The following is a 19,577-nucleotide window of genomic DNA, read 5'->3' on the forward strand; positions in this document are numbered from 1 at the left end:
ACCATGTTCGGCGTACGAGGCAGGACGGCCCATCTGGCGTGGTACCGGACCGATGAGGCGGCGGCCGAGGTCGCCTTCCTGCACGGCTTCTCCGACTCTGCGCAGTGCTGGGAACCACTGCTCGGCGCGATGCCCGGGATTCGGGCGCTCGCGATCGATGCGCGCGGGCACGGCGAGTCCGGGCTTCCAGAGGAACCTCTCCGCTACACCGCGCAGCGCGACGATGCCGCCCTCGTGCTGTCGAGCCAGCCCCGTGACGGCGGGGTGGTCGTGGTCGGCCACTCGATGGGCGCGATGTCGGCCGCCTACCTGGCCGCGTCGAGGCCCGACCTGGTCCGTGCGGTGGTGCTGGAGGACCCGCCGACTGGAGCTCCGACTGGCGACCAACAGGACCGATCCTGGTCCCAACCGGGTTGGCTCGAGGATCTCCGGGCACTCGATCTGCCGTCACGGATGGCAGCGGGCCGATCCGAGGACCCCGGCTGGCCCGACGACGAGCTCGAGCCCTGGGCCGTGTCGAAGGCGCAACTCGACCCACATCTGTTCGATCTGCCGTTTCAGGACGCGGCCCCGCTGACCGACCTGCTGGCAGAGATAACGTGCCCGGTACTGCTGATCCATGGCGACACCGAACGCGGCTCGCTGATCTCCGCCGAGTACGCGGAGCGCTGCGCCCAAGCGGCGGCCGGCGAGTTCCGCGCCGTACACATCGCCGGCGCGGGCCATTCGGTCCGCCGAGACAACCGCCCGCAGTACATCGCGGAACTCACCACGTTCCTCTGAGCGTCTGTCAGCACGCGTGGGTCGGTCCCAGTACAACTAGAACGGGAGTTTGGGTTGGGGTGGGGCGTGGGTGGGGTCTACGCCGTCGAAGAGGCTGCTGACTGATTCGCCGCCGTGGATGCGCTTGATGGCTTCGGCGAAGAGGGTGGAGACGGAGCTGACCTGGAGTTCGGGGAAGCCGGGCGGGCGTGGGACTGTGTCGGTGCTGATGACCTCGGTGACGGACGGGTGTGAGCGGAGTCGCTCGACGGCTCGGCCGGCGAACAGGCCGTGGGTGCAGGCGACGGCGGCTTGCACGCAGCCGCGCTCCTTGAGGCGGTCGAGCAGTTCGATGATCGAGCCGCCGGTGGCGATCTCGTCGTCGAGGATGATCGCTCGTCGGCCGGCCACGTCGCCGACGATGGCGTCGATCACCACGCGGTCGTCGGCCAGCCGCTGCTTGCTGCCGGCCGCGACCGGAAGACCGAGCAGCCGGGCGAACTGCGTCGCGGTCTTCGCGTTGCCGAGGTCGGGGCTGACCACGACCGTGTCGGCGAGATCCTTGCCGCGGAAGTGGTCCGCGAGTACGCCGATCGCGGTCAGATGGTCGACCGGGACGGAGAAGAAGCCGTGCACCTGCGGGGCGTGCAGCGCCATGGTCAGCACCCGGTCGACGCCCGCCGCGACCAGCAGATCCGCGACCAGGCGACCGCCGATCGAGATACGAGAGGCGTCCTTCTTGTCGGAACGGGCGTACGCGTAGTGCGGCATCACCGCGGTGATCTGCTGCGCCGAAGCGCCGCGGGCGGCGTCGATCATCAGCAGCAGCTCCATCAGGTGCTCCTGCGTCGGCGGCACCAGCGGCTGCACGATGTAAACGTCCCGCTGCCGGCAGTTCACCTGCAACTGAACCTGCAGACAGTCGTTGCTGAAACGATGGATCTCGACCGGTGAGAGCGGTACGCCGAGATCGGCGCAAATCTTCTCCGCCAAACCAGTGTGGGCACTCCCGCTGAACACGACGATCTCTCGCACGGCTCTCCCCGAAACACAACGACCCGACAGCTGCACCTTATCTCGCCGGCCTCGGTCCCCTGACGGCGACCGAGGACAGAGACAGGCTCGAAACACGCCGCCCGACTGGTGAGTGGCGGCCGCTTTAGTGAGTCAGGAGTCGGGCAAGGGTTTCGGCTGCGGTGCGGCAGTCGGTGGGTGAGGCGTCGAGGTGGGTTACTACGCGGAGTTGGGTGGCTCCTACGCCGCCGACGAGGACGCCGGCGGCGCGGGCGGCCTCGACGACCTCAGCGACGGACTTGCCGGTGGCCGACAGGTCCGCGACGACGATGTTCGTGTCGACCTGGTCGGGCTTCACTGACCCGGGCGCGGCGTCGGCCAGTACGTCGGCGATCAGCCGGGCGTTGGCGTGGTCTTCGGCCAGGCGCTCGATGTTGTGCTCGAGCGCGTAGAGACCTGCAGCTGCCAGTACGCCGGCCTGCCGCCAGCCCGCGCCGAGACGCTTCCGCCAGACCCGCGCCTCGCGGATCAGCTCAGTCGACCCGACCAGCACCGAACCCACCGGCGCACCCAAGCCCTTCGACAGGCACACGCTCGCGGCCGCCGCGCGGGAAGCGTAGGCGGCGACGGGCCGACCGGTGGCGACCGAGGCGTTCCACAGTCGGGCGCCGTCCAGGTGGAGCGGGAGGCCGCGGGCGTCCAGTTCGTCCGCCAGAGCGTCGTACGACCGCTGGATCGCGCCGCCGCCGAAGTTGTGGGTGTTCTCGACCGAGACGGCCGCCGTCTGCACGAAGTACGGGCCGAGGTCCGGCGCGATCAATGCACGGATCTGCTCCAGGTCGATCTGGCCGGCCGGGGCGCTCCACGTGCGCGATGTGACTCCGCTCGCGGCCGCGTGTGCGCCGAGCTCGGCCCGGGCGATGTGCGCGTTGGCCTCGCAGAGCACCTCGCCGCCAGGAGCCACGAGCGCCCGTACGCCGAGGATATTCGCGAGCGAACCGGTCACGGTGAAGAGCCCGGCCTCGTGCCCGAGCAGGGCCGCGACCCGCTCCTCCAGCGCGTTGACCGTCGGGTCTTCGCCGTACACGTCGTCCCCGACCGGAGCTGACGTCATCGCCGCCAGCATCCCGGCCGACGGCCGCGTGACGGTGTCCGACCTGAGGTCGATCATGCCGCGCCCCGGTTCATGCCGCGCCGTACCCAGATCATGCCTTGGCGCCGCGGAGGCGCTCGGCGACCAGGAAGGCGAGCTCGAGCGACTGGTGCCGGTTGAGCCGCGGGTCGCAGGCGGTCTCGTAGCGGTTGACCAGGTCCTCCGCGACCAGTTCCTCGCCGCCGCCGAGGCACTCGGTGACGTCGTCGCCGGTGAGCTCGATGTGCATGCCGCCCGGCCAGGTCCCGACCTGCTCGTGCGCGTCGAAGAAGCCCTGCACCTCGTGCATGACGTCCTCGAAGTTGCGCGTCTTGTACCCGTTCGGCGTCTCGAAGGTGTTGCCGTGCATCGGGTCGCACACCCACGCGATCGGCGAGCCGTGGTCGCGGACAGCCTCCAGCAGCGGCGGCAGCGCCTCGCGGATCTTGCCCGCGCCCATCCGGGTGATGAAGGTCAGCCGGCCCTCGATGCCCTTCGGGTTGAGCTTGTCGATCAGCGCGCGGATGTACTCCGGGGTCGTGGTCGGCCCGATCTTCACCCCGAGCGGGTTGGTCAGCGATGCGAGGAACTCGACGTGCGCGCCGTCCAGCTGCCGGGTCCGCTCCCCCACCCAGAGCAGGTGGCCGGAGACGTCGTACGGCTGCTCGGTGCGCGAGTCGATCCGGGTCAGGGCGTGCTCGTACTCCAGGATCAGCGCCTCGTGCGACGCGTAGAAGTCGACCGTCCTGAACTCGTCCGAGGTGGCGCCGCAGGCCCGCATGAAGGCGAGCGCGCGCTCGATCTCGGTGGCCAGCTGCTCGTACTCCTGCCCCACCGGCGACGACTTCACGAAGTCGGTGTTCCAGGCGTGCACCTGGTGCAGGTCGGCGTACCCACCGGTGGTGAACGCGCGGGTCAGGTTCAGCGTCGCGGCGGCCGCGTTGTAGACGCCGCGCAGGCGCTGCGGGTCCGGGATCCGCGCCTCGGGAGTGAAGTCCAGCCCGTTCACCGCGTCACCCCGGTACGACGGCAGCGTCACACCGTCGCGCGTCTCCTCGCCGGAGCTCCGCGGCTTCGCGTACTGCCCGGCGATCCGGCCCACCTTCACCACCGGCACACTCGCGGCGTACTGGAGTACGACGGCCATCTGCAGCAGCACCCGCAGCTTCGCCCGGATGTTCTCCGCGGTCACCCCGCCGAACGTCTCGGCGCAGTCGCCGCCCTGCAGGATGAACGCCTCACCGCGCGCGACCGCCCCGATCTTCGCGGTCAGGTCGTCGCACTCACCGGCGAACACCAGCGGCGGCAGCGTCCGCAGCTCGGAGATCACCTGGTCCAGCGCACCGGAATCCGGCCACTCCGGCTGCTGCAGCGGCTTCAGCGCCCGCAACTCCTCCAAGCTCGGCACACCCGGCACTTCCCCCGCACTCAACGTCGCGAATTGCATGGCCCAACTCTAGGCCAGGCCCCCACCCGGCCCCTCCACCGTCTCACCCGCCCGCCCGCCGGGTTGGGGAGTTTCGTACCCCGAAAACGCGCCACAAATCTCCCCAACCCGGCCTGTCCACAGGGCATGAAGAGGGACGGGATCGGGGGGTGGGCTGGTGCATGTTCTGTGGCGACGGATCGGTGGACGGGAGGAATGTGTGGCAGGACGGGGCGAAGAGTTTGTGGACGTGCGCAGGCGGCAGGCGGGCGCGTTCACCAGGACTCAGGCGCTCGCGCATGGGATTACGGACGAGGTCCTGCAACGACGCTGCAGGGCGCGGCAGATACAACGTGTGTACGGCGGCGTGTATGTCGACTTCACCGGGCCGCTGCCGTGGGAGACGAAGGTGTGGGCCGCTTGGCTGGCTTACGGGCCGGAAGCCGCTCTCACCGGTCAAACGGCTTTGCGGTGGTACGGCGTGGATGGCGAGTGGCGATCCGATGTCATCTATCTGGCCGTACCCCATGTGCGCCGCGTCGGGCGTCGTACGGGAATTGCTGTCACACGACATCGGGATCTGCCGGCCCAGCTCCACGGGTTTCGTGAACCGCCGATTGTTCGGCTTGAAGTCGCGCTACTGATGAGCGCGAGCTCGGCTGTGGACGTCTCACGGCGGGCTGCCGTCGTACTCGACGCCTGCCGCCAACGCCGTACTACTCCCGAACGTCTGCTCACCGAACTCGACTCGCTCACCAACTTGCCCGCGCGCCGGGAGCTTCGGCGGATCCTGCTGGACGCGGCGGACGGCGTGCAGTCGTTCCTCGAACAGGTCTACGTCCGGCGAGTCGAGCGCCGGCACGGCCTGCCGTCCGCCAGTCGCCAGGTCCGGGTCGAGTCAGGCCAACGGCACGTCATCTACCGGGACAACGAATACCTGCCTTACGGACTCGTCGTCGAACTCGACGGGCGGGCCGGCCACTCCGACTCGTTGTCGCAATGGCGCGACATGAGTCGTGACAACGCGGCCGCACTCGGCGGCAAACTGACTCTGCGGTTCGGCTACCAACTGGTCAGCCAGCCATGTGTGGCCGCAGCACAGGTGGCTGCTGCCCTGCGTCTCCGAGGCTGGTCCGGCCACCCCCACGCCTGCTCCGCCACATGTGCGGTCGCTGTCTAGCCAGGCTTGGGGAGATTCCTGCCGTGTTATAGCCCCCAGGATTCTCCCCGACCGGGCGGAATCAGGTGATCGAGCTGAGGTCGGGCGGTACGTCGACGGCGTGCTCACGTAACACCGACAGCGGAATGGTGTCGAGGGTGCGGGCGTGGGTGGACGCGAGTACGACGGGGGCCGGGGCGCCGTCGTGGTAGGCCTGGAGCCAGCGGATGGCGACGACGCACCAGCGATCGCCTGGCTTCAGGCCGGGGAACTGGAGCTCCGGGCGGGGGGTGACGAGGTCGTTGCCGACTGACTGCTGGTGGGTCAGGAACTCCGCGGTCATCACCGCGCAGACCGTGTGGCTGCCGAGGTCCTCCGGGCCGCTTGTGCAGCAGCCGTCGCGGTAGAAGCCGGTGACCGGGTCGGTGCCGCACTCCTCCAGCGGTTCGCCGAGCACGTTCAGGTCGCTGTCCATGCGGACATCCTCACCCGGCCGCACCGGGAAAAGACTCAGCTCGCCTTGGTGTCGCCCAGGCGGAGGTGCTCGTCGACGGACTCGCCGGCCTTGATCAGCTCCTTGGCCTTGTCGGCGTACATGTCGACGTACTCCTGGCCGGACAGCTCCATCAGCGCGTACATGATCTCGTCGGTGACGGACCGCAGCACGAACCGGTCCCGCTCCATGCCCTCGTAGCGGGAGAAGTCCAGCGGCTTGCCGAAGGCGACGCCCGGGCGGATCAGCCGCGGCAGCCGGCGGCCCTTCTCGCGGTGCCACCAGTTCGGCCAGAGCGTGCCCGGCGGCTGCAGCTTCTCGGTGTCGATCATCGCGACCGGGATGACCGGGACGCCGGCCACGATCGCCATCCGGGCGACGCCGGTCTTGCCCTTGTAGAGCCGGCCGTCGGGCGAGCGGGTGCCCTCGGGGTAGATCCCGAACAGCTCGCCCTTCTTCAGGATGTCCAGGCCGGTGTTGAGCGCGGCCAGCGAGGCGCGGCCGCCGGACCGGTCGATCGGGATCTGGCCGACGGACCGGAAGAACGTGGCGATCAGCTTCCCCTTCAGGCCGGGCGCGGTGAAGTACTCCGACTTGGCCGGGAAGACGATCTGCCGCGGTACGGCGACCGGCAGGAAGATCGAGTCGCAGAACGCGAGGTGGTTGCTGACCAGCAGCGCCGGCCCGGTGTCGGGGATGTGCTCCAGCCCGCTGACCTTGGGACGGAAGAGCAGCTTCACCAACGGTCCGACGAAGAACCGTCTGAGGAACAGATACAGCATCGTCTTGCCTCCGTCACTCGTCGGCCACGTCCGACCCTTGTCAGCACCCACTCACCAGGCACCAGTGTCCGCCGGTTGCGGCGGTAACGACAGCTCTGGCGCCCACCGTCGGCAGGACACTACGTTCCAGCTTCCCCCTCAGGCAATGTCACCGCCAGGAATGCGGGTGTTGCTCATCGTGTTGTCACCTGGATGCAGACTGGATGAAGCCCAGATGCGACCATTGGTGCCTGTCTTTGGTGAGGATCCGATCGGCGAGGAGTCGACCGTGCCAGTGCAAGGCCATGCGGAGGAGTTCCGCAGTCCCGGGACCGGGGAGAACGCCGCCGTCGGGGTCTTGCTGAGCCACGGCTTCACCGGTTCGCCGAAGTCGATGCGCCCGTTCGGCGAGCATCTGGCCGCCGAGGGGTACGGCGTCGCCGTACCGCGGTTGCCCGGGCACGGGACCAGCTGGCAGGAGATGAACAAGACCACCTGGCCGGAGTGGTACGCCGTACTGGACAACGAGCTGGAGCGGTTGCGCAAGGAGCACGACAAGGTGTTCGTCGCCGGGCTGTCGATGGGCGGCTGCCTGACGCTGCGGCTGGCCGAGGAGCACGGGACGGACATTTCCGGTCTGGTCCTGATCAATCCGTCGGTGCGGACCGACGACAAGCGGTCGGTGCTGCTGCCGGTGCTGTCACGGGTGGTGCCGTCGTTCCCGGGCATCTCGAACGACATCAAGAAGCCTGGTGTCGACGAGGGCGCGTACGACCGGATGCCGCTGAAGGCGCTGTTCTCGCTGTCGCAGCTGTGGAAGGTCACCCGGGAGGATCTGGCGAAGGTGACGCAGCCGGTGCTGTTGTTCCGCAGTACTGTCGATCACGTGGTGGAGCCGAGCTCGGGGCTGACCGTACTGGCCTCGATCTCGTCCCGCGACGTTACCGAGACCCTGCTCGAGGACAGCTATCACGTGGCAACTCTGGACAACGACGCACCGCGCATCTTCGCGGACTCCGCAGCCTTCATCCGACGGGTCGCGGCCGATGCGTGACAACGGACTCACCGCCGCGGCCTATACGTCGCTCGGCGGCATCGACCCGCTCGTCGCCGAACCAGTCCTCACCGCCCTCGCCGACGCCGGCATCGCGGCGTACTGCAAGAAGCCAGAGGACGAGGCCGTCGAGGCGGTCGCCGAGGCCGAGGCGGAGACGTCGGCCGAGCAAACGGGTGACGAGCCCACCGAGAGTTCACCCGAGGCGACCCCGGCCGAGCAGGCGGCGAAGCCCGAGACCGCGCCGGCCAAGGCAGAAGCGCGGGCTCGGATCGCGACCGGGTTCGAAGAGATCTTTGTGGACAGCGACGCCGTGGAGCGTGCTCGGCCGGTGATCGATCGGAGTACCGAGGATGCCGAGTGGCAGTCGTTGGTCGAGCAGTTCAACGCTCCGTCGGCGCCCGGCCACGACGGCGGCGACACCCCGGTGCCGCGGTGGCCGGTCAGTGAGGACGTCGACGACAAGTACGAACCGCTGATCGACGTACCGGCCGGGCTGATCATCGACGACACGGACGATGAGGAAGAGCCGGAGAAGCCGCCGAAGAAGCGTGCCGACGACCCACACGACCACTTCGTGCCGCCGGAACCACCGCGCGGCCCCCGGCTGGACTGGATCAGCCGGATCGCCTGGCTCGGACTGATCGGCGGCCCGCTGCTGCTGATCGCCGCAGCCGTCCTCGACTTCGGCACTGGCCGGATCACCACCATCGCCGTGGCCGGCTTCATTGGCGGCTTCCTCACCCTCGTCATCCGGATGAAGGACCGCCTTCCCCCGGAAGACACGCCAGACGACGGCGCGGTGGTATAGCGTTCGGATCGTCGGACAATCCGACGAACGCCGAGGGAGGTAGTCCGTGCAGGTCACCGAGACCGTCGAGATCACCGGCCATCTGATGGACTCCGGGCTGCTGTCCCGTGTCCTGGACGACATCCGCGGGTACGGCGGCGAGTACACGCTGGACAAGTTCGACCTCGGCTACGACAAGGACGACCCGTCGACCGTCCGGATGACAGTGGGTGCGGAGGACGAGGAATCGCTGCAGCGGCTGCTGATGCGGATCCAGACCAAGGGCGCGAACCTGGTCGACCCCGGTACGCCGGAGATCACCGAGGTGTCCCAGGACGGCGTGTTCCCGGACGGGTTCTACTCGACCACGAACCTCCCGACGAGTGTCCGCCTCGGCGGCCGCTGGGTCGCCGTACAGAATCCGGAGATGGACTGCGGCCTGCTGGTCGAGGGCGAGACCGTGCGGACGATCCCGATGTCCGACGTGAAGATCGGGATGCGGATCATCACCAGCGCGCAGGGCGTGAAGGTCACGCCGCCGATCGTCGCGCACACCGAGGAGTCCTTCGGCTTCATGGAGTCGGAGGTGTCGAGCGAGAAGCCGCAGCGGGTGCTGGTCAAACAGGTCGCGGACGGCATGCGCGAGGCGAAGGCGAACGGGCTGAAGGTGCTCTGGGTCGGCGGCCCGGGCATCGTCCACACCGGCGCCGCGCCGGCCATGGTCGCGCTGGTCGAGGCCGGTTTCGTCGACGTCCTCTTCGCCGGCAACGCCCTGGCCACCCACGACATCGAGTCGTCCCTTTACGGTACGTCGCTGGGCGTCGACCTGGCCCGCGGTCGCGGAGTCGAGCACGGGCACGAGCACCACATCCGGGCGATCAACACGATCCGCAAGGCCGGGTCGATCGCGGCGGCGGTGGAGCAGGGCGTGCTCACCTCGGGGGTGATGCACTCGCTGGTCAAGAACGGGAAGACGTTCGTGCTGGTGGGTTCGGTCCGCGACGACGGGCCGCTGCCTGACGTCTATACCGACGTACTCGAAGGCCAGCGGGCGATGCGGGCGGAGCTGACCGGTGTCGGCTACTGCCTGATGGCGGCGACCATGCTGCACTCGGTTGCCACCGGCAACATCCTGCCGTCCTCGATCCCGCTGACCTGTGTCGACATCAACCCTGCCACGGTGACCAAGCTGGCCGACCGCGGTTCGTCCCAGGCCCGCGGAATCGTCACCGACGTCGGGCTCTTCATCGAGCACCTGGCCCGCGAACTCTCCCCGTCGTACGCGGAAACCAAGTAGCTACTCGTTCATCTGGGCGAGCTGGATCAGGTTGCCGCAAGTGTCGTCCAGTACGGCGGTGGTCACCGGGCCCATCGCCGTCGGCGCCTGGGTGAAGCGCACGCCGAGCTCGGTCAGGCGCTCGTACTCCTTCGCCACATCGTCGACGGCGAACGAGGTGAACGGGATGCCGTCGCGAACGAGCGCCTCCTTGAACGGCTTGACGGCGGGGTGCTCGCTGGGCTCGAGGACCAACTCGACGCCGTCCGGCTCGTCGGGCGAGACGACGGTCAGCCAACTGGCCTCGCCGAGCGGGATGTCGTTCTTCTTCTGGAAGCCGAGCACCTCGGTGTAGAAGCGCAGCGCCTTGGCCTGGTCGTCGACCATGACGCTGGTCAGGTTGATTCTCATTCGGATTCCCTCCCGGATCGTGGTTTGAGCCACCGCTCGACGATGGGCTCGAGCGGTGCGGTGTTGAGGTGATGGAACTTGTACCGGCCCTCGCGCCGCGTCTCGACCAGCCCGACGTCCTCGAGTACGTCGAGATGCTGCGAGATCGCCTGGCGCGAGGACGCGAGCTGGTACTTCATCGCCAGCCGCGCGCAGATCTCGAACAACGTCTGCCCGTCCCGCTCGGTCAACTCGTCCAGAATCTTCCGCCGGGTCGGGTCGGCGAGCGCCTTGAACACATCACCACCCACACCTCGACAATAGGCAAGTGGACACTTGCATGTCAATCCGGACTGTGCCGCTTGTTACAGCCTTTCCGGCGCTGGGCGGTGTTGGATGTGGCTATGACGGAACTCGTGCATCTGGTCGCGGACAACGGCGTGGCGACCATCACCCTCGACTCGCCGCACAACAAGAACGCGCTCTCGCAGCAGCTCACCGGTGAACTGCTGTCGCGGCTGGAAAGCGCGGGCGCGGATGACGCCGTACGGGTGATCGTGATCCGGTCGGCGCTGGATGTGTTCTGCTCGGGCGCCGACCTGTCCGAGGCGACGACCGTCGGGATGGGTGTCGGGGCGCAGCGGATGGTCGACGTCCAGCGCGCGATCGTCGCCAATCCCAAGCCCGTCGTCGCCCGTGTCGCCGGGCCGGTGCGCGCCGGCGGGATCGGGATCGTCGCGGCGGCCGACATCAGCATCGCGGCGGCGGATTCCACCTTCGCGCTCACCGAGGTGCGGCTGGGTCTGGCGGCGGCGACCATCTCGCTGACGGTCCTCCCCCGGCTCACCGACCGGGCCGCGGCCTACACCTTCCTCACCGGCAACGGGTTCGACGGGTTGGAGGCGGCGCGCCTTGGCCTGATCACCCTCGCCGTCCCCGGCTACGACCTCGACAACGCGGTCGACACCGTCCTCGAGTCGCTGCTGAAGGGCGTTCCCCAGGGCCTGCGCGAAACCAAGAAGCTCCTCAACCGGGAGCTCCTCGCTGATATCGATGCCCGAGGCAAGGACCTGGCCGAGCTGTCGGCCGGCCTCTTCGGCTCCCCCGCCGCGCAGGAAGCCATGCTCGCGTTCCTCAACCGCCGCAAGGGGTAATTCGTTTGCCGGTCCGCGGACCCGCTGGTGGACTGGCGGCATGATCACCGATGGACAGCGGGCACAGTTCCGGGAGCAGGGGTACGTCGTCGTCCCCGGCGTACTGACGGATGAGCAGATCGCGGCGGGACGTCGTACTGTCGCGGAGCTGCTGGAACACGAACCAGCACCCGGCGTCGGGTTCCACTTTCTCTGGCCGCGGTTCGACGGCTCGCATCCGCTGCTCGAGCTGTATCGCGCCGCGGGCATCGGAGAGCTGGCCGGGCAGCTTGTCCTTGGCGACCTTGAGGAACCGGACTTCGCCCAGGTCGCGACGACGATCCCGCCGTGGTCGCATCGCCCCGGTGGACCGCATGTCGACGGGATCACGCCGATGGCTCCGGACGGTCGGCCAGGAACGTTCACCGTGCTCGCCGGGCTGTGGTTGACCAGCCAGGACGAACTCGACCACGGCAACCTCTACGTCTGGCCCGGCACTCATCTCCGCCTCGGCGCCTACCTCGCAGAGCACGGCGCCGACGCCCTCGCCCGCGTCGACGAGATGAACCCCGGGCCCTACCCGAAGGTCGATCTCGGCTCCTCTGTCCAGGTCACCGGTCCGGCCGGCAGCGTGCTCTTCGCGCACTACCTCCTCGGCCACAACATGGGCGGCCACACCGGCACCGAGCGCCGCGAAACCCTTTACTACCGCCTCCACGCCAACGGCCACCGGGACCGCTGGCGTGAGGTGGTCACCAACCCCTTGCTGGAGTTCAGGAACTGAGCTCGATCAGCATCGGGAGATGGTCCGAGGCGGCGGCCAGGTCTTCTTTGGTGGCTGTGATGGCGAGGATACGGCCCGCGAGGCCGGGTGAGAGGTGGGCGCCGTCGATGCGCTTGTGGGGGTTGGCGGAGCTGAAGGTGAAGCCGGCGTCGGCGCCGAGGTCGGTGAGGCCTTCCTCGGCGAGCCGCTTCCAGATCGGACCGTCGGGTTCTTCGTTGAGGTCCCCGACCAGGAGGTACGGCGTACCGAAGGAACGGCAGCCCCGGAGGACTTGCTCGAGCTCATGCTGACGACCGCGGATGTGCAGGCCGAGGTGACAGACGACCAAGGCCAGCTCGAACGATCCCAGCGTGACGCGCCCGCCGACCGCACCGCCCGGGAGCTGAGTCGCGATCAGCCGCAGCCGGCGCCGCAGGAACGGACGCCAGATCCGCCGCTGCAACGGGTTCATGATCTCGATGCCCTCGGCAACGAGAATCGCGTTCCGGGCGGACGCGGCGACGTAGTGCATCCCGAAAGTCGAAGCCATCGCACGCCGCTTCCGCTGCGTCCCCCACCAGGTCGGCGCCTCCTGCACCAACATCACGTCCGGCGCACACGCCCGTACGACCCGAGCCAGCGCCGCCCGGTCATCACCCCACCGGTGCACGTTGTACGACAGCACCCGGAGGGTCGGACTCATAGGTCGTGGTTCTCAGCGTGCATCGGGTCCGGCGACGCCGTACGCATGCCCGTACGACGGCTGGCCGACTTGCGGGCGGCTCGTTGCTCGAGGCGGTTGGTCCGGTTGCGGGCAGCTGCGGTCTTGGCCGTGACCGCGGTCGTCTTGACCCGGACGCGACGCAACCACGTCGCCTCCTCCCGGGCCAGATCGGCAGCACCGACGAGACCAGCTTCCGGACCCAGTACGGCGCGAACGATCCGCGCCTCGGGCCGGAAACCGCGACCGGTCAACGTCCGCTTGAAGGCCTCCCGCGCCGGCGCCAGCAACAGCTCGCCGGCGTCCGACACACCGCCACCGATGACGAAGGTGCCGGGGTCGAGCGCAGCGGCCAGATTGGCGAGACCGATGCCTAGCCAGCGACCGACGTCCTCGAGCAGCTCGACCGCGACCGGATCGCCGTCCTTCGCCAGCTCCGTCACCATCGGCCCATTGATCTTGCGCGGATCACCACCCGCCGCGCGCAGCAGGTTGTGCGCCACCGGCGAACCGGACAGCGCCAGCTCCCGCGCCTCCCGGGTCAGCGCGTTGCCCGAGGCGTACTGCTCCCAGCATCCACGGTTGCCGCACTCGCAGCGATGCCCGCCAGGCACGACCTGCATGTGCCCGAACTCGCCCGCGATGCCGAACTTCCCGCGCTGCAACGCGCCGTCGTTGAGGATCGCCCCGCCGATGCCGGTCCCGAGCGTCACACAGACAAGATGGCTCTCGCCCTGCCCGCCGCCGAAGCGCCACTCCGACCACGCGGCCGCGTTCGCGTCGTTCTCGACCACGACCGGCAGGCCGAGCCGGCGCTCGACCGCGTCCCGCAGCGGCTCGTGCCGCCAGGCGAGGTGCGGAGCGAACAGCACCGACGACCGCGTCCCGTCGACGAACCCGGCTGCACCGATGCCGACGGCAATCACGTCGTGCCGGGACTCCAGGTCGCGGACCGTCTCCGCGATCGCGTCCTCGGTCTCCTTCGGGTCCTTCGTCGGCGTGTCCCGGCGCAACCGGTCCAGGATGTTGCCCTCCGGGTCGACCACCCCGGCGGCGACCTTGGTCCCGCCGATGTCGATCCCGATCGTCAAAGCCTGCGTCAGAGCCACTGCACGACCCTCCTCGCCGTACCCCCAGCCCCCGCCGGACTACATCCAGTATCCCGCTTGGCCGGACCGACTGCGGGAAGGCGCCTCACTGAGGCTGCCCCGCGGCGGGGCGGCGGGCCAGGTCGGCGGCGCCGATGATGCCGGCGTCGTTGCCCAGCTCGGCCAGGCCGAAGGTGGGGTGCGGCCGGTTCGCCTTGGCCGGGAGGTTCTTCTCGAACGCGACCTGGGCCGACTTCACCAGCAGGTCCTTCGCCGCGCTCACCCCTCCGCCGATCACGATCGTGCTCGGGTCGAACAGCGTCGCGATACTCGCCAGGCCTTCGCCCAGCCAGCGCCCGAGGTCGTCCAGCAGCTCGACCGCGCATGGGTCGCCGGCAGCGGCCGCCTGGGTGATCATCGGCCCGGTCAGCTCGGCCGGGTCCGTGATCCCGCACACACCCAGCATCTGCGCGGCCGCGAGCGAGCCGGACTCCGCGAGCGCGCGCCCTTCCCGCACCAGCGCCGTACCGGACGCGTACTGCTCCCAGCACCCGCGCGCCCCACAACCACACCGATGCCCGCCAGGTACGACGCGCATGTGCCCGATCTCCGCCGCGACACCATGGGCACCACGCAGCAACTCGCCGCCGATCACGATCCCGCCGCCGATTCCGGTGCCGACCGTGACGCAGACCATGTGCTCGACGTCCTTCGCCGCACCGAAGGCGAACTCACCCCAGGCCGCTGCGTTGGCGTCGTTCTCCACCACGACCGGGATCTTCAGCGTCTCCGCCACCCGGGCGCCGAGCGGCTCGTCCCGCCAAGCCAGGTTCGGCGCGAACAGCACCGTCGATCGGTCCGACGAGACGAACCCGGCGGCGCCGATCCCGACTGCCTCCACGTCGTGCCCGGCGATCAGCTCGGCCGCCGCGTCGCAGATCGCCGCCGCGGTCTGGTCGACCGAGTCGGCCGGGGTGTCGCGATGCGTCCGGGCGCCGATCGCACCGTCCAGGCCGACGACGCCGGCCGCGATCTTGGTCCCGCCGACATCGATGCCGATGGTCAGTCCCATGGTTCGGGGTCCTCACTCACGTCGATCCGGTCCACCCGGGACCGGCTCGGCTGTTCCTCCGCCTGGTCGGAACGCGACGCTGCGTCCTCCCGCGCCTGCCGGGCAGCCTCCGCGGCCGCCTCCAGCAACGATCTCACCGATCCGAGCACGTGTGCCGCCGCCGTCGACAGCTGCTCGATCGTCTCCGGGCTGGTGTTGCGCACCTTGTGGATCAGCTGACACACCGGACACCACTGACAGTCCGGTCCCAGCTTGTGTTCATGCTCCGGTACGGCGTCCTCGGACTCGCCGGGCGGCGTCGTACCTCTGGTGGTGTCGGCGGCGTGCTGGAGGACGGCGAACAGCTTGGCGGCCTCCTCGGCGACGGAACCGACTGGCTCCTTGCTCACCGACCAGCCTCCCCCGCCGCCTCGTACTGCTGCCGCAGCTGCTCGTGGTACTCAGCCGTCAGCCCCTGCGCAAGCTCCTGCGCCGACTCCAACGGCCCACTCCCACTCGGTACGTCGGGGACGACAGGACGAGCCAGATCACGCGGCGCGAACCGCACCTGCAGCCGCCCGTCATCCAACCGCGCACCGGCGACCACTCCACGCGCCAGAGCAGCCGGCAGCGGCAGCACCCGTCGATACGACCCGACCGTGATGATCAGCTCGTCACCGTGTCGCGCCAGCTCCAGCTCATCAGCAGATGCCAGCGGCAACGGCATCGTCAGCGTGTACGTGCGGCCATCGGTGTCGATGTGCCGATCCACCCACAGCGACGTCTCGTCCGTCGCCCGCGCGAAGGGGTCGTCCCCTCCATACATCTCCACCGCGAACGCGGCCAGCTCCTCCACGCCCACCGGCTCACAGACGCGGTACGGCGACTCCCAGATCGGCAGCGGGCGGAACGAGTCCGCGACCTCCTCGAGGATCCCGCGCTGCGCAGCGACCCACTGGCGCCGCCACGTGTCAGCACCCGCCGCTGGGAACACCCGGTTCGCCACTACGCCGTCCACGCGGTAGCCGTACAGCGACAGCCGCGTCAGCGACCGCCGCGCCTCGGCCACGACAACGGCCTCAGGCGTCAGCACCAGCCGCACCGACGCGTCCGGCCCGGCCAGCAACGTGCGGATGTCCGACAGGTCGCTCTGCAGCCGCCGGAGCGCGTCGAAAACAGTGTCGTCAGGCATCGGGATGCTCGACCCGCGGCTGAGGAACGGCCGGAACGTCCGCATCACCTTGCGCTCGGCGTTGAAGATGCGATCCATGTACCAGTTGAGCGCCTCGGGCAGCGCGAGCAGCCGCAGCGTCTCCGCGGTCGGCGCGCAGTCCACCACGATCACGTCCCAGCGCCCGGACCGGACATGGTCGCGTACTTCGAGCAGCGCGAGTACTTCCTCAGCGCCCGGCAGCACGGTCAGCTCCTCGGCCTCGATCGGGTCGACCCCGACCATGTGCAGCACCGACCGCAGGTACGACTGGATGTCACCCCAGGACCGCTCGAACCGGCGCTGCGCGTCGATCTGCTGGACGAACAGCAGGTCGTCGATCTCCGTCGGCTCACCGCCCACCTCGGAGTCGAACGCGTCCGACAGCGAATGCGCGGCGTCCGTCGACAGCACCAGCGTGCGCAGGCCGCGCAGCGCGGCGAGCGTGGCGGTGCCCGCGGCGGAGGTCGTCTTCCCTACGCCGCCCTTACCTGTGTAAAGCAGAACCCGAGTCACTGGCTCAGGGACTCGACGCGCTTCTTGAGCCCCTTCAGGGCCGTTTCGATGATGACCTTCTCCGCTTTGCGCTTGAGCATCCCGATCATCGGGATCGCCACGTCCACGGCCAGCCGGTACGTCACCTCAGTCCCCTCCGCACCCAGGTCACGCAAGACATAGGCGCCGTCCATCCCCTTCACCATCTTGGCCTCGACCAGCGTCCAGGTCACCTCGTTGCGGGACCAGACGTAGTCCAGCGTGTACTGGTCCGAGATCGCGCCGGCGTCGACCTTGAACCGGACCTGCTTCGGCCGGCCCGCCTCGTCGGTGGACAGCACCTCGGTCTCCCGCATCGAGTCGGCCCACTCCGGGTACGCCGCGAAGTCCGCGATCACCGCCATGATCTCTTTGGGGGTCGCGTTCACCACGATGGTCGAGGTGGTCTGTTCCGCCATCGATTCACCTCTTAGCTGCCGGGACGGGTCGTGCCGGACCGTGAGGTCCTCACCGGAGACTATCGCGGGATGGGATCCGGTACGGCGCTCGCCCGCGGCGCGGCCCGCCTCGACCTCGTCCTTGAACCGCCACAGGTGGTCCCGGTACTGCGCGACATAGCTCTCCTTCAGCCTGGCGAGCGCCCGGCCGCGAACCGGTTTGGTCGGGTCCACTCGCAAATACCAGTGCACGACCACTCCATCGCGGACCTGCTCGAGCCACCATTCCGCCGTACCGACGGCCGCGCCGGTGACGGCCCAGCGGACGCCCTCGAGACCGCGGCGCTCGGACGGCGTCAGTGTCAGGTCGGGCCACCACTCGCGCCACAGGGTGTCCGAACCGAGTCGCTCAGCGACGTAGGCTGGATCCGCGACGACCAGGTCGTCGCAGCTGATGTCGAGCGTGGGCATGACTAGTTCCTTGGGTCACATAAACCTGGCTACTTCCGGGTAGGTGACTGTAGCGTGCGCCGGAAGTCGACAATTCGGGACCGACTGAGGAGACGCGGATGCGTGAGTACACCGTTCCTGCCGTGACAGAGCCCGCCACCGGGAGTCTGAGCGACCCTGTCTGGGCGAACGCGTCCTCTCATCCTGACACTGCCGTGTTCAGCCGCCGCGCAACCGGCGGCTGGCTCGACGTCTCCGCGGCCGAGTTCGCCCGCCAGGTGACCGGGGTCGCGAAGGGCCTGATCGCGGCCGGTGTGAAGCACGGCGACCGGGTCGCCCTGCTCAGCGCGACCCGGTACGAGTGGACCCTGATCGACTACGCGATCTGGAGCATTGGCGCGGTCACCGTGCCGATCTACGAGACGTCGTCGGCGTCGCAGGTGCAGTGGATTCTGACCGACTCCGAAGCGGTCGTCGCGATCGTCGAGAACGCCGCTCACGGCGCCGTGGTCGAGGCGGCCCGGAACGAGGCCCCGTCGCTGCAGGAGGTCTGGCAGATCGAGGCTGGTGCGGTCGAGGAGCTGACCGTGCTCGGCCAGCAGGTGACCGACGCCGAGTTCGACAAGCGCCGTACGGCGGTAGTCCCGAACGACGTGGCGACCCTGATCTACACCTCCGGTACGACTGGCCGGCCCAAGGGCTGCCGGATCTCCCACGCGAACTTCATCGACGAACTCGGCCCGGCGGTGAAGATCCTGGACGAACTGTTCGACACCACCGGCGCGAGCACGCTGCTGTTCCTGCCACTCGCGCACGTGTTCGCCCGGATCATCCAGGTCGGCTGTGTGATGAAGATGGTCAAGGTCGGCCACAGCGCCGACGTGAAGAACCTGGTCGCCGACCTCGGCGAGTTCAAGCCGACGTTCATCCTGAGCGTGCCGCGGGTGTTCGAGAAGGTGTTCAACTCCGCCAGCCAGAAGGCGCACTCGGAGGGCAAGGGCAAGATCTTCGACGCCGCCGCCGAGACCGCGATCGCGTACTCGCAGGCTTTGGACAAGGGCGGCCCCGGCTGGGGCCTGAAGGCGAAGCACGCCGTGTTCGACCGCCTGGTCTACGCCAAGCTGCGCGCCGTCCTCGGCGGCAAGGTGCAGTACGCCGTCTCCGGCGGCGCCCCGCTCGGCGACCGGCTCGGCCACTTCTTCCGCGGCATCGGCGTACCGGTGCTGGAGGGCTACGGCCTGACCGAGACCACCGCCGCGGTCGCGGTGAACCTGCCCGGCGACATCCGCATCGGCACCGTGGGCCGGCCGCTTCCTGGTGTGACGGTCGGTGTCGCGGACGACGGCGAGCTGCTGTTCAAGGGCGGCCAGGTGATGCAGGGCTACTGGAAGAACGACGAGGCCACCGCGGCGGCGATCGACGCCGACGGCTGGTTCCACACCGGCGACCTGGGCGAGTTCGACGTCGACGGGTTCATCAAGATCACCGGCCGGAAGAAGGAGATCCTGGTGACGGCCGGCGGCAAGAACGTCGCCCCGACCGTGCTGGAGGACCAGATCCGGCTGCACCCGCTGGTCAGCCAGTGCATGGTAGTCGGCGACGGCAAGCCCTTCATCGCCGCCCTCGTCACCATCGACCCGGAGACGATCGTCCCGTGGGCCACGCAGCGCGACAAGCCCACCGACGTCGCGTCCCTGGTCGACGACCCGGACCTGATCGCCGAGGTCCAGAAGGCCGTCGACGAGGCCAACGCGAGCGTCTCCAAGGCCGAGGGCATCAAGAAGTTCTCCATCCTCCCCACCGACTGGACCCAGGAGAACGGCGAACTCTCGCTGAAGCTCTCCCTGCGCCGCCACGTCGTGATGAAGAACCACGAGGCCGACGTCGAGGCCCTCTACGCGAAGTGAGCACCAGACCAGCGGGTGCGGAGGTCTAGCCCGGCCCGGGGTTCTGGTTTAGCCTCGGCTCAGGC

At 68.9% G+C, this 19,577-nt stretch carries 21 protein-coding genes; 8 read left to right on the forward strand and 13 right to left on the reverse strand.

Annotated features, from left to right (window positions below; translation table 11 throughout):
* Positions 1-3 precede the first annotated feature (3 nt).
* Positions 4-783: an alpha/beta fold hydrolase gene (locus EV646_RS04635; protein ID WP_132144166.1), complete on the forward strand. Its 780-nt coding sequence runs from the start codon at positions 4-6 to the stop codon at positions 781-783.
* A 36-nt stretch (positions 784-819) separates the two neighbouring features.
* Here the strand turns inward: EV646_RS04635 and EV646_RS04640 are convergent, their stop codons facing one another.
* From EV646_RS04640 to EV646_RS04650, 3 genes are all read right to left on the reverse strand, one after another.
* Positions 820-1,797: a ribose-phosphate diphosphokinase gene (locus EV646_RS04640; protein WP_132144168.1), complete on the reverse strand. Its 978-nt coding sequence runs from the start codon at positions 1,795-1,797 to the stop codon at positions 820-822.
* A gap of 124 nt (positions 1,798-1,921) precedes the next feature.
* On the reverse strand, positions 1,922-2,947 hold the full coding sequence (locus tag EV646_RS04645) for a threonine aldolase family protein (protein ID WP_132144170.1): 1,026 nt from the start codon (positions 2,945-2,947) through the stop codon (positions 1,922-1,924).
* A 34-nt stretch (positions 2,948-2,981) separates the two neighbouring features.
* On the reverse strand, positions 2,982-4,355 hold the full coding sequence (locus EV646_RS04650) for a class II 3-deoxy-7-phosphoheptulonate synthase (RefSeq protein ID WP_132144172.1): 1,374 nt from the start codon (positions 4,353-4,355) through the stop codon (positions 2,982-2,984).
* A 346-nt stretch (positions 4,356-4,701) separates the two neighbouring features.
* Here EV646_RS04650 and EV646_RS04655 point away from each other — a divergent pair, with 346 nt between their 5' ends.
* Entirely contained in the window at positions 4,702-5,514 is an 813-nt protein-coding gene (locus EV646_RS04655) for a hypothetical protein (RefSeq protein WP_132144174.1), read from the forward strand.
* Between the two features lie 61 nt (positions 5,515-5,575).
* On the opposite strand, the gene EV646_RS04660 is transcribed toward EV646_RS04655, so the two are convergent.
* Entirely contained in the window at positions 5,576-5,968 is a 393-nt protein-coding gene (locus tag EV646_RS04660) for a DUF2237 family protein (protein WP_132144176.1), read from the reverse strand.
* Positions 5,969-6,003: 35 nt separating this feature from the next.
* The gene (locus tag EV646_RS04665) at positions 6,004-6,768 is read right to left on the reverse strand and encodes a lysophospholipid acyltransferase family protein (protein WP_132144178.1); all 765 of its coding nucleotides are present in this window, start codon (positions 6,766-6,768) and stop codon (positions 6,004-6,006) included.
* A gap of 214 nt (positions 6,769-6,982) precedes the next feature.
* On the opposite strand from EV646_RS04665, the gene EV646_RS04670 reads away from it, so the two are divergent.
* From EV646_RS04670 to EV646_RS04680, 3 genes are read left to right on the forward strand one after another with little or no spacing between them, the layout of a single operon-like run.
* Positions 6,983-7,801 carry an alpha/beta hydrolase gene (locus EV646_RS04670; RefSeq protein WP_132144180.1) on the forward strand — a complete coding sequence of 273 codons (819 nt, stop codon included), beginning with the start codon at positions 6,983-6,985 and terminating at the stop codon, positions 7,799-7,801.
* Entirely contained in the window at positions 7,794-8,612 is an 819-nt protein-coding gene (locus EV646_RS04675; protein WP_132144182.1) for a hypothetical protein, read from the forward strand. The genes EV646_RS04670 and EV646_RS04675 overlap by 8 nt, the downstream gene beginning before the upstream one ends.
* Positions 8,613-8,658: 46 nt before the next feature.
* Positions 8,659-9,888 carry an ornithine cyclodeaminase, nickel-pincer nucleotide-dependent gene (locus tag EV646_RS04680; protein ID WP_132144184.1) on the forward strand — a complete coding sequence of 410 codons (1,230 nt, stop codon included), beginning with the start codon at positions 8,659-8,661 and terminating at the stop codon, positions 9,886-9,888.
* Here the strand turns inward: EV646_RS04680 and EV646_RS04685 are convergent, their stop codons facing one another.
* Both EV646_RS04685 and EV646_RS04690 read right to left on the reverse strand, forming a co-directional pair.
* Positions 9,889-10,278: a VOC family protein gene (locus EV646_RS04685; protein ID WP_132144186.1), complete on the reverse strand. Its 390-nt coding sequence runs from the start codon at positions 10,276-10,278 to the stop codon at positions 9,889-9,891.
* Positions 10,275-10,568, reverse strand: a complete 294-nt coding sequence (locus tag EV646_RS04690) for an ArsR/SmtB family transcription factor (protein ID WP_132144188.1) — start codon at positions 10,566-10,568, stop codon at positions 10,275-10,277. Before EV646_RS04690 ends, EV646_RS04685 begins: the two co-directional genes overlap by 4 nt.
* Before the next feature lie 93 nt (positions 10,569-10,661).
* Between EV646_RS04690 and EV646_RS04695 the strand changes: the two genes are divergently transcribed.
* Positions 10,662-11,411 (forward strand): enoyl-CoA hydratase-related protein, encoded by a 750-nt coding sequence (locus EV646_RS04695; protein WP_132144190.1) that lies wholly within the window; start codon positions 10,662-10,664, stop codon positions 11,409-11,411.
* Between the two features lie 40 nt (positions 11,412-11,451).
* Positions 11,452-12,174: a phytanoyl-CoA dioxygenase family protein gene (locus EV646_RS04700; protein WP_158290898.1), complete on the forward strand. Its 723-nt coding sequence runs from the start codon at positions 11,452-11,454 to the stop codon at positions 12,172-12,174.
* Here the strand turns inward: EV646_RS04700 and EV646_RS04705 are convergent.
* The 6 genes from EV646_RS04705 to EV646_RS39840 form a co-directional block, all read right to left on the reverse strand.
* Positions 12,164-12,856: an endonuclease/exonuclease/phosphatase family protein gene (locus EV646_RS04705; protein WP_132144194.1), complete on the reverse strand. Its 693-nt coding sequence runs from the start codon at positions 12,854-12,856 to the stop codon at positions 12,164-12,166. The two genes, EV646_RS04700 and EV646_RS04705, sit on opposite strands and share 11 nt — an antisense overlap.
* The gene (locus tag EV646_RS04710; RefSeq protein ID WP_132144196.1) at positions 12,853-13,983 is read right to left on the reverse strand and encodes an ROK family glucokinase; all 1,131 of its coding nucleotides are present in this window, start codon (positions 13,981-13,983) and stop codon (positions 12,853-12,855) included. The genes EV646_RS04705 and EV646_RS04710 overlap by 4 nt, the downstream gene beginning before the upstream one ends.
* An 85-nt stretch (positions 13,984-14,068) precedes the next feature.
* Entirely contained in the window at positions 14,069-15,034 is a 966-nt protein-coding gene (locus EV646_RS04715; RefSeq protein ID WP_132144198.1) for an ROK family glucokinase, read from the reverse strand.
* Entirely contained in the window at positions 15,025-15,423 is a 399-nt protein-coding gene (locus EV646_RS04720) for a hypothetical protein (protein ID WP_132144200.1), read from the reverse strand. The genes EV646_RS04715 and EV646_RS04720 overlap by 10 nt, the downstream gene beginning before the upstream one ends.
* Positions 15,420-16,739, reverse strand: coding sequence for an ArsA family ATPase (locus EV646_RS04725; RefSeq protein ID WP_132144202.1), 1,320 nt, complete (start codon positions 16,737-16,739; stop codon positions 15,420-15,422). Before EV646_RS04725 ends, EV646_RS04720 begins: the two co-directional genes overlap by 4 nt.
* Positions 16,736-17,626, reverse strand: a complete 891-nt coding sequence (locus EV646_RS39840; protein WP_132144204.1) for an SRPBCC family protein — start codon at positions 17,624-17,626, stop codon at positions 16,736-16,738. The genes EV646_RS04725 and EV646_RS39840 overlap by 4 nt, the downstream gene beginning before the upstream one ends.
* A 98-nt stretch (positions 17,627-17,724) precedes the next feature.
* Here EV646_RS39840 and EV646_RS04735 point away from each other — a divergent pair, with 98 nt between their 5' ends.
* Positions 17,725-19,512: an AMP-dependent synthetase/ligase gene (locus tag EV646_RS04735; RefSeq protein ID WP_132144206.1), complete on the forward strand. Its 1,788-nt coding sequence runs from the start codon at positions 17,725-17,727 to the stop codon at positions 19,510-19,512.
* The last annotated feature ends 65 nt before the right edge of the window (positions 19,513-19,577 follow it).

It is taken from the genome of Kribbella antiqua, from assembly GCF_004345665.1.
Lineage (GTDB): Bacteria > Actinomycetota > Actinomycetes > Propionibacteriales > Kribbellaceae > Kribbella > Kribbella antiqua.